1 protein-coding gene is annotated in these 1343 nt (G+C 66.6%); it reads left to right on the plus strand.

The window, feature by feature from the left end; genetic code table 11:
* Window positions 1–17: 17 nt before the first annotated feature.
* A complete protein-coding gene (locus ACFRMN_RS38740; protein ID WP_383029157.1) occupies window positions 18–1334 on the plus strand; it encodes an IS630 family transposase in 1317 nt (438 codons plus the stop codon).
* Window positions 1335–1343 lie beyond the last annotated feature (9 nt).

Here is a 1343-nt window from a genome sequence, read left to right on the forward strand (position 1 = left end):
CTCGTGCCGTCGAAGTCGTGTTGTCCGATGGGGAGCGTGCCGAGTTGCTGCGCTGGGCGGGCGGGGCGGTGGCGCCCCGTCTCGTTGAGCGGGCACGCATCGTCCTGGCGTGCGCGGACGGGAAGCCGAATACACGTGTGGCGGCGGAGTTCAAGGTAACCGCGGACACGGTGAGGAAGTGGCGGTCACGGTTTGCTGCCAGGCGGATGGCCGGACTTGCGGATGAGCCGCGGCCGGGCCGGCGCAAGTCGGAGCTGGTACTCAGCGATGACGAACGGGCTCAGCTGACGCGTTGGGCGAGGCGCGCGAAGACAGCGCAGTTCCTGGCTCTGCGCGCGAGGATCGTGCTGCGGTGCGCGGAGAGCGGGACAAACAAGCAGGTGGCGGCCGAACTCGGTGTGAGTGAGCAGTCGGTGAACCGCTGGCGGGCCCGGTTCGTCAAGCGGCGGCTGAACGGTCTGGTTGACGAGCCGCGGCCCGGTCGGCCGCCGTCCATCCTGCTCGACCAGGTCGAGGACGTGGTCGTCGCGACGCTGGAATCCACCCCTGGCCAGGACACGCACTGGTCACGGGCCTCCATGGCCGCCCGCACCGGGCTGTCGAAGTCCACCATCGGGCGGATCTGGAAGAGGTTCGACCTCAAGCCGCACCTGCAGGATGCCTTCAAGCTCTCCACTGACCCGCAGTTCGTCGTGAAGGTCGTCGACGTCGTCGGCCTGTATCACAACCCGCCCGAGAAGGCCGTGGTGTTGTGCGTGGACGAGAAGAGCCAGATTCAGGCGCTGGACCGCTCGCAGCCGGTGCTGCCGATGATGCCGGGCATGCCCGAGCGGCGCACCCATGACTACCTGCGGCACGGCATCACCAGCCTGTTCGCCGCGTTCAACATCGCCGACGGCACCGTCATCGGCGAACTGCACCGCCGCCGCCGGGCCGTCGAGTTCAAGAGGTTCCTGGTCACGATAGACAGGGCGGTTCCTGCCGGGCTCGATGTGCACCTGGTGTGTGACAACTACGCCACCCACAACACCCCCGAGATCAAGACCTGGCTCGGCAAGCACCCCCGCTTCCATGTCCACTTCACCCCGACCGGCTCCTCCTGGATCAACCAGGTCGAGCGGTGGTTCGGCCTGCTGACCGACAAGCTCATTCGCCGCGGCGTCCACACCTCGGTGAAGGCGCTGGAGGATGACATCAGGGCCTGGATCGACTCGTGGAATGAGAACCCCAGGCCCTTCACCTGGACCAAGACCGCCGACGAGATCCTCAAATCCCTCGCCGCCTACCTCACTAAGGTCACTCCGCCAGCCACCGAAAACCAGCAAGAGACTTAAGCCCGCGAT

The sequence above is a fragment of the Streptomyces sp. NPDC056835 genome (assembly GCF_042789485.1).
Classification (GTDB): Bacteria; Actinomycetota; Actinomycetes; order Streptomycetales; family Streptomycetaceae; genus Streptomyces.